The 5,942-nt window shown below is 39.8% G+C and carries 5 protein-coding genes; all 5 read left to right on the plus strand.

Annotation, left to right across the window (positions count from 1 at the left end):
• Nucleotides 1-345 precede the first annotated feature (345 nt).
• The 5 genes from JT739_RS09865 to JT739_RS09885 all read left to right on the plus strand — a co-directional run bounded on the left by JT739_RS09865 (nucleotide 346) and on the right by JT739_RS09885 (nucleotide 5,848).
• Nucleotides 346-1,755 carry an extracellular solute-binding protein gene (locus JT739_RS09865; protein ID WP_237660949.1) on the plus strand — a complete coding sequence of 470 codons (1,410 nt, stop codon included), beginning with the start codon at nucleotides 346-348 and terminating at the stop codon, nucleotides 1,753-1,755.
• Between the two features lie 70 nt (nucleotides 1,756-1,825).
• Nucleotides 1,826-2,797 (plus strand): carbohydrate ABC transporter permease, encoded by a 972-nt coding sequence (locus JT739_RS09870; protein ID WP_237660950.1) that lies wholly within the window; start codon nucleotides 1,826-1,828, stop codon nucleotides 2,795-2,797.
• A complete protein-coding gene (locus JT739_RS09875; RefSeq protein ID WP_255688675.1) occupies nucleotides 2,797-3,654 on the plus strand; it encodes a carbohydrate ABC transporter permease in 858 nt (285 codons plus the stop codon). The genes JT739_RS09870 and JT739_RS09875 overlap by 1 nt, the downstream gene beginning before the upstream one ends.
• A 27-nt stretch (nucleotides 3,655-3,681) precedes the next feature.
• Nucleotides 3,682-4,776: an ABC transporter ATP-binding protein gene (locus JT739_RS09880; RefSeq protein WP_237660952.1), complete on the plus strand. Its 1,095-nt coding sequence runs from the start codon at nucleotides 3,682-3,684 to the stop codon at nucleotides 4,774-4,776.
• A 79-nt stretch (nucleotides 4,777-4,855) separates the two neighbouring features.
• Entirely contained in the window at nucleotides 4,856-5,848 is a 993-nt protein-coding gene (locus JT739_RS09885) for a LacI family DNA-binding transcriptional regulator (protein ID WP_237660953.1), read from the plus strand.
• The last annotated feature ends 94 nt before the right edge of the window (nucleotides 5,849-5,942 follow it).

Genomic DNA, 5,942 nt, shown 5'->3' on the forward strand with positions numbered 1-5,942 from the left:
TGCTGGTGGTACTCTGCCGCTTATCCTAATTCTATTTACTGACATTGCTACTATTATGGGTAAAAAGACTCGCGGGTGTAACAAAAACTTGACACAAAAAGAAGGATTCTTTAATATAAATATGGACATTGTTTGCCATTTAAATAAATAAACATTAAAAACTAAATAAAACCGTCTTAACAAGTGGACAACTACTTTTAAGATGGTTTTATTTTGCCCAATGATGGGAACGTTCCCATAAGAAAATAAAACTTTTCTGGAGGTGCAGATATGCCTCTGTAGCCTAAAAACAAGCCTAATATGGATGAGATTTCTACAAAATGTCATTTATAAGGGGGTAATAAAATGAAAAAGACTTTAAAGACATTAGTAGTTATCTTACTGGCATTAGGCTTGGTTTTATCAGGGTGTGGAGGAAGACCGGAAGAAAGTGCAGAACCTGCCACTGCACCTGTTACAGAAACGGTGGTATTTGAAGTAGAGTCTTATGGTTCTCCTGCCGATGCCACCAGGGTAACCAATTTAGAGGAGGCAGCTCAAGAGTTAAATGAAATTCTACAAGAAAAGGGAGACAACAGGAGGGTGGAAGTTAAGGCAAATCACGTTTCCTCAGGCTATGACGAGTACAATCAAAAGTTTATGCTGGCCCATAAAACTGGAGCAGGTGCTGATATAAGGACTATAAGCCATTCAGATATAGCTATGATGGCAGAAGGGGGATATATACTGGAGCTTGACGATTACATAAATGATTCTGAATGGGGCAAATACGTAAAGGACATTTATCCAAATCTCTGGGATGCTGCCAAGTGGAAGTCAAAAATTTATGGCATCCCTCAAGATACGGAAGCCAGGACAGTGTATTTTAGAAAAGATATACTGAGAAAACTGGGCTGGTCTGAAGAAGATATATCGGAACTGCCTGAAAAAATCGAAAAAGGCCAGTTTACCCTTGATGATATGACGAGCATTGCAAAAGAAGCGGTAGATAAAGGTTTTGCCAAAGCCGGCATATACCACAGACCAAATAATGGAGCATTTTTCCCTGCTATGGTTTATAATTTCGGCGGCAAGCTCTTTAACCAGGAGACCAATAAACTGGTCTTCGACAGAAAGGCAATAAAAGATACTTTGGATTACTTTTATAAACTGGCACAAGTGGACAAGGTGCTTCCCACAGGCATGACTTCCATGGAGTGGAGACAAATCCACCAAAACTGGGTAGAAGGCCATGTGCTGTTTTGGTATGGAGGGACATGGCACTGGGCTGAATATCAGGAAGTGGAATATCATGGTGAACTTGGCAAGTTGACGGAAGATTACATGTTTGAGAACATGGGGTATGCCTTAATACCTGCAGCGTCAAAGGGAGGCAAACCTGTCACTTTATCTCAGCCCTATGTGTACGTGATAAATTCAAATACAGAGCATCCGGACTTGGCCTTTGCTTTAGTGGCAATCAGCTCTCAACCTAAGTACAATGCAAAACATGCCGTTGGCTCTGGCCACCTTGTAATAAGCCCTTTAGCAGCAGAAGAGCCATTATATAAGGAAAATACCTTCTTAAGCGATGTGCAGTATATGTTGGACTACACTAAGCTGCAGCCAAATCACCACGAGTTTGGCAAATTTACAAGTGCATTATTCAAAGCAATTCAGTCAGTGGAAATCGGGGAATACGATCCTGAAAAAGCCCTTAATTGGCTGGAAGAACAGGTTAAAAACGATATTGATGAAATAGAATTTATAGATTAATGTTTCAACTATTTATTAATTAAGATAGGGGCAAAATGCCCCTAAATATTTATAAAAGGGGGCGAGTTTTTTGGAGCAGTATGTGCAGGAAAAGAGTCTTCCAGTAGCTTACCCTAAAGAAGCGGCAGAAACCCATGTTAAAAGAAAAAGTTCTTTTATTGCAGCACTTCCTTTTATAGGTCCCTTTTTAATACTCATTGTCCTCTTTTATTTAGTACCAGTGGTGTTAACTATTGTCATGTCCTTTACTGGGATGGATTTTACGCTGGAATGGAAGTTTGTAGGGCTGAAAAATTATATCAAATTATGTCAAGACAAAAGCGCTGGAATTGCAGCCCTAAACACCTTAAAGTATGTAGCCTCTACCCTCCTTATAAATGTAGGCTTTGGTTTTTTACTGGCAATTACTACAACATACTTTACAAAAAAACAAAACACGGGACTTTTGTTTCAAACCATCTGGATGCTACCTCGCATGACCCCTGCAGTGATTTATGCCCTTTTGTGGCTGTGGTTTTTGGATCCTACAGAGTACGGAATGCTCAACGCTTTTTTTGGGAAGTTGTTTAATGCCCCTCCCCGGGACTGGATTTTAACAAGTCCCATGCCTGTAGTGATAATAGCAAATGGTTTGATAGGGGCATCCCTGGGGATGGTGGTGTTTTCGGCAGCCATCAAGTCAATACCAGAATCCTATTTTCATGCTGCCAGTGTAGATGGAGCCACTGACTGGGATATTATTAGATATGTGATAATTCCATTTTTAAAGTGGCCTATTATGTTTATGACCATTTGGCAGACGTTATCCCTTCTTACTTCATATGAATACATCCTGCTGATAACTGACGGAGGCCCCCTAAATAAAAGTGAAGTATGGGCACTGTACTCTTACCACAAGGCATTTGGCAGTTATGAATTTGGCTATGGTGCTGCCATATCCGTGGTGCTGGTCATAATCGCTGTGATAATTGCCCTAGTTATGCTTAAAGTATTTGGCTATGATGCCATGATGAACAGAGGCAAAACAAAAGTACAGGGGTGATGCCACAAGTGAAGAGAAATAAAAGGGGAATTTTACACAGTGCGCCAATTTATATATTTCTAATTTTAGTAAGCCTTCCCATCGTCATTGCATACCTATGGCTTTTTGCCAGTTCATTTTCCAGCAAACTTACCTTAGGCATATTTCCTAAGGGCTTGACCCTAAACAACTGGCGGTTCTTGTGGAGTGAAATAAAATTAGGCTTAACTGCCTTTGAAAGCATTTGGCCTGTTACCTTAAACAGCATCTTGCTTGCCGGAAGTATCACAATACTGGAAGTCATAATAAGCCTTTTGGCAGGCTTTGCCCTATCGAGAATGGATTTTCCAGGCAAGGATTTGATTATGAAAACCACTATAATCTTACATGCCTTTCCAGGTGTAGCCCTTTTGATAGCCCTTTTCTACGTCTTAAATTTTATAAATCTGCTAGACAGCATAATGGGAGTAGTATTAGTAAAAGTTGCATTGGAATTGCCTATGGCCACCTGGATGATAAAGGGCTTTTTTGACGAAATTCCCTGGGAACTGGAGTGGGCAGCATACATTGATGGCTGCAATAAGTTCCAGCTGTGGTACAAAGTCATACTCCCCCAAATAAAACCTGGAATTTCTGCAGTTGCCATATTTGCCTTTTTAGCAGGATGGTCTGAATTTATTTACTCCTATACCTTCTTATTTAGCAGTGAACACTATACACTGGCTGTCTTTTTGAAAAACTTAATTGGAGACTTTAGATTTTTGGATTACGGGTTGCTTGCAGCGGCAGGACTTTTTTACTTAATTCCTGTAATTGTATTTTTCTTAATTTCTCAGAAATCCCTTATGAAAATCAATTTCGGTGGCATTAAGGGATAAAAAGGCCAAGGAGGTTCGGAGGTACCTATGAGAGTAATACTGAGAGACATAACCAAAAAATTTGGCACTTTTGTGGCAGTAGACAATTTGAATTTAAACATTCATGACGGTGAATTTGTGGCACTGCTTGGTCCCTCGGGTTGCGGCAAGAGCACTACTCTCTTGATGCTGGCGGGGATTTACAAACCTGATAAAGGAAAGATAATATTTGGCAATAAAAATGTCACCCATGAACTTCCCAAAGACAGAAATGTAGGCATGTGTTTTCAAAATTATGCCCTTTATCCTCACATGACAGTATTTGAAAATATAGCCTTCCCCCTGAAATTGAGAAAGATGCCTAGAGACATTATTGAAAAAAAAGTCAACCAAATAGCCCGGAAATTTCATTTGGATTCCCTCCTTAATAGACGACCCAGTGAAATTTCTGGCGGCCAGCAGCAAAGGGTAGCTTTAGCTAGAGCCCTGGTAAAAGAGCCAAAGATTTTATTGTTAGACGAACCACTGTCTAATCTAGATTCGGGTCTTAGAATATCCATGAGGGCTGAAATAAAGAAGCTGCAAAAAGACCTGGGGATAACCACAGTATTTGTAACCCACGACCAGACAGAAGCCCTTTCCATGTGCGACAAAATAGCAGTGATGAACAAAGGCACCCTGCAGGATTTTGATACGCCGGAAAAACTTTACTCACAGCCCAAAAATCAATTTATAGCAGAATTTATAGGAAACCCTCCCATGAATTTTTTGGATGTAGTATGTATTAGGGAAGGGGATAAAGTGTACTTAAAAGGAACCTCGTTTAAGATAGAGCTTCCTGAAAGGGCAAAGAGAGAGTTTGCCCAAATACAAAACGGTGAAAAAGTTATTCTTGGGATTCGGCCAGAAAATCTAAAACTGACCAGTGAGGGGCAAAACACTGTGAAAGGTGAGATTTATGTAGTGGAACCTTTAGGAAGGGATAAGCTGGTAAATGTAAAAATCGGAACCAATAGAATCAAAGTCATTGCACCACAAGACTACAATGGGAACATGGGGGAAAATGTATTTGTTCGCTTGGATATGGATAAAATTCATCTCTTCTCCAGTGAAGACGGCAATTCTTTGAGAATGTCTGCTTAAAATTTTACAATATAATCTAAAGTAAGTATAATATGTCGAACAAAAGCTGTATTTATTATTTTGGCGGAGTGAAATGGGCATGAATGTAACCATAAAAGATGTAGCCAAGGCCGCCGGAGTTTCCAAATCCACAGTTTCCCGGGTTTTTTCCAATTCGGGAAATTACAGTGATGAGACTAAAAGAAAGGTTTTGGAAGCTGCGGAAAGATTAAATTACAGGAAAAACACCATAGCGACGGCTATGAAGACTAAGGAAACCAAAAATTTGGGCTTAATTATATATAAGAAACACAAGCCCATTCTTTCCCACCCCTTTTATGCTCCCATTGTTGAAGCCATTGTGGACAGTTCCAAGGAAAGGGGCTATAGCATAATAATAGCCACAGACCAAGATATAGAAAACTCCGCAGCAGAATCTCTCCTGGAAAAGAGGGTAGACGGCATTATATTTACCAGCTTTATCCACGAGGCCATCATAAAAAAATGCAAGGAAATGGGACTGCCCTTGGTTTTATTGAACTGTTCCATGGATTTAGATGTGACCTTTGTCAAGGCAGACGATTACATGGGAGCCTATGAAGCTGTTGTGTATTTAATAAAGAAAGATTATACAGAAATAGGATTTCTTTGCGGATCTCTTCAAAATCACAGTTATTACGAAAGATATCGAGGGTATCTGGCGGCTTTAAATGACTACAATATACCAGTTCGGGAAAAATTCATGCGCTTTGGAGAAGCCACCATTAGCGAAGGGACAAGACTCATGAATAGCATGTTAGAGTCTGGTGATGTTCCAAGAGCTATTTTTGCCAGTTGCGACATGATAGCCATTGGCGCCATTAAAGCAATTAAAAAAGCAGGTTTAAAGATTCCCGCTGACGTGGCTGTCATCGGATTTGAAGATATAGAACACAATGTCTTAATTGAACCTGCTTTGTCAACGGTTTTTGTAGACAAAGTGAAAATGGGTCAGATGGCAGTGGATGTTTTGCTTGACCAAATTGGCGAAAAACCCAAATCAAGAAGAGAGAACATTCTCCCAACAAAGCTGATTTTGCGGGAATCTAGCTAAGTTCTTTCACAAAAAATTTTAAGGTGTGTCAATAACCAGTAAAAATGTCACTTAAAAAAGAGTAATTTTATTCTATGAAAATGTCACCTTTGAC

This window comes from Tepidanaerobacter sp. GT38 (assembly GCF_021991635.1).
GTDB lineage: Bacteria > Bacillota > Thermosediminibacteria > Thermosediminibacterales > Tepidanaerobacteraceae > DTU063.

Bases quoted from the DNA above. Each gene is read 5' to 3' on its own strand.
- JT739_RS09865 (WP_237660949.1), top strand. From the start codon at position 346: ATGAAAAAGACTTTAAAGACATTAGTAGTTATCTTACTGGCATTAGGC.
- JT739_RS09880 (WP_237660952.1), top strand. From the start codon at position 3,682: ATGAGAGTAATACTGAGAGACATAACCAAAAAATTTGGCACTTTTGTG.
- JT739_RS09875 (WP_255688675.1), top strand. From the start codon at position 2,797: ATGCCACAAGTGAAGAGAAATAAAAGGGGAATTTTACACAGTGCGCCA.
- JT739_RS09885 (WP_237660953.1), top strand. From the start codon at position 4,856: ATGAATGTAACCATAAAAGATGTAGCCAAGGCCGCCGGAGTTTCCAAA.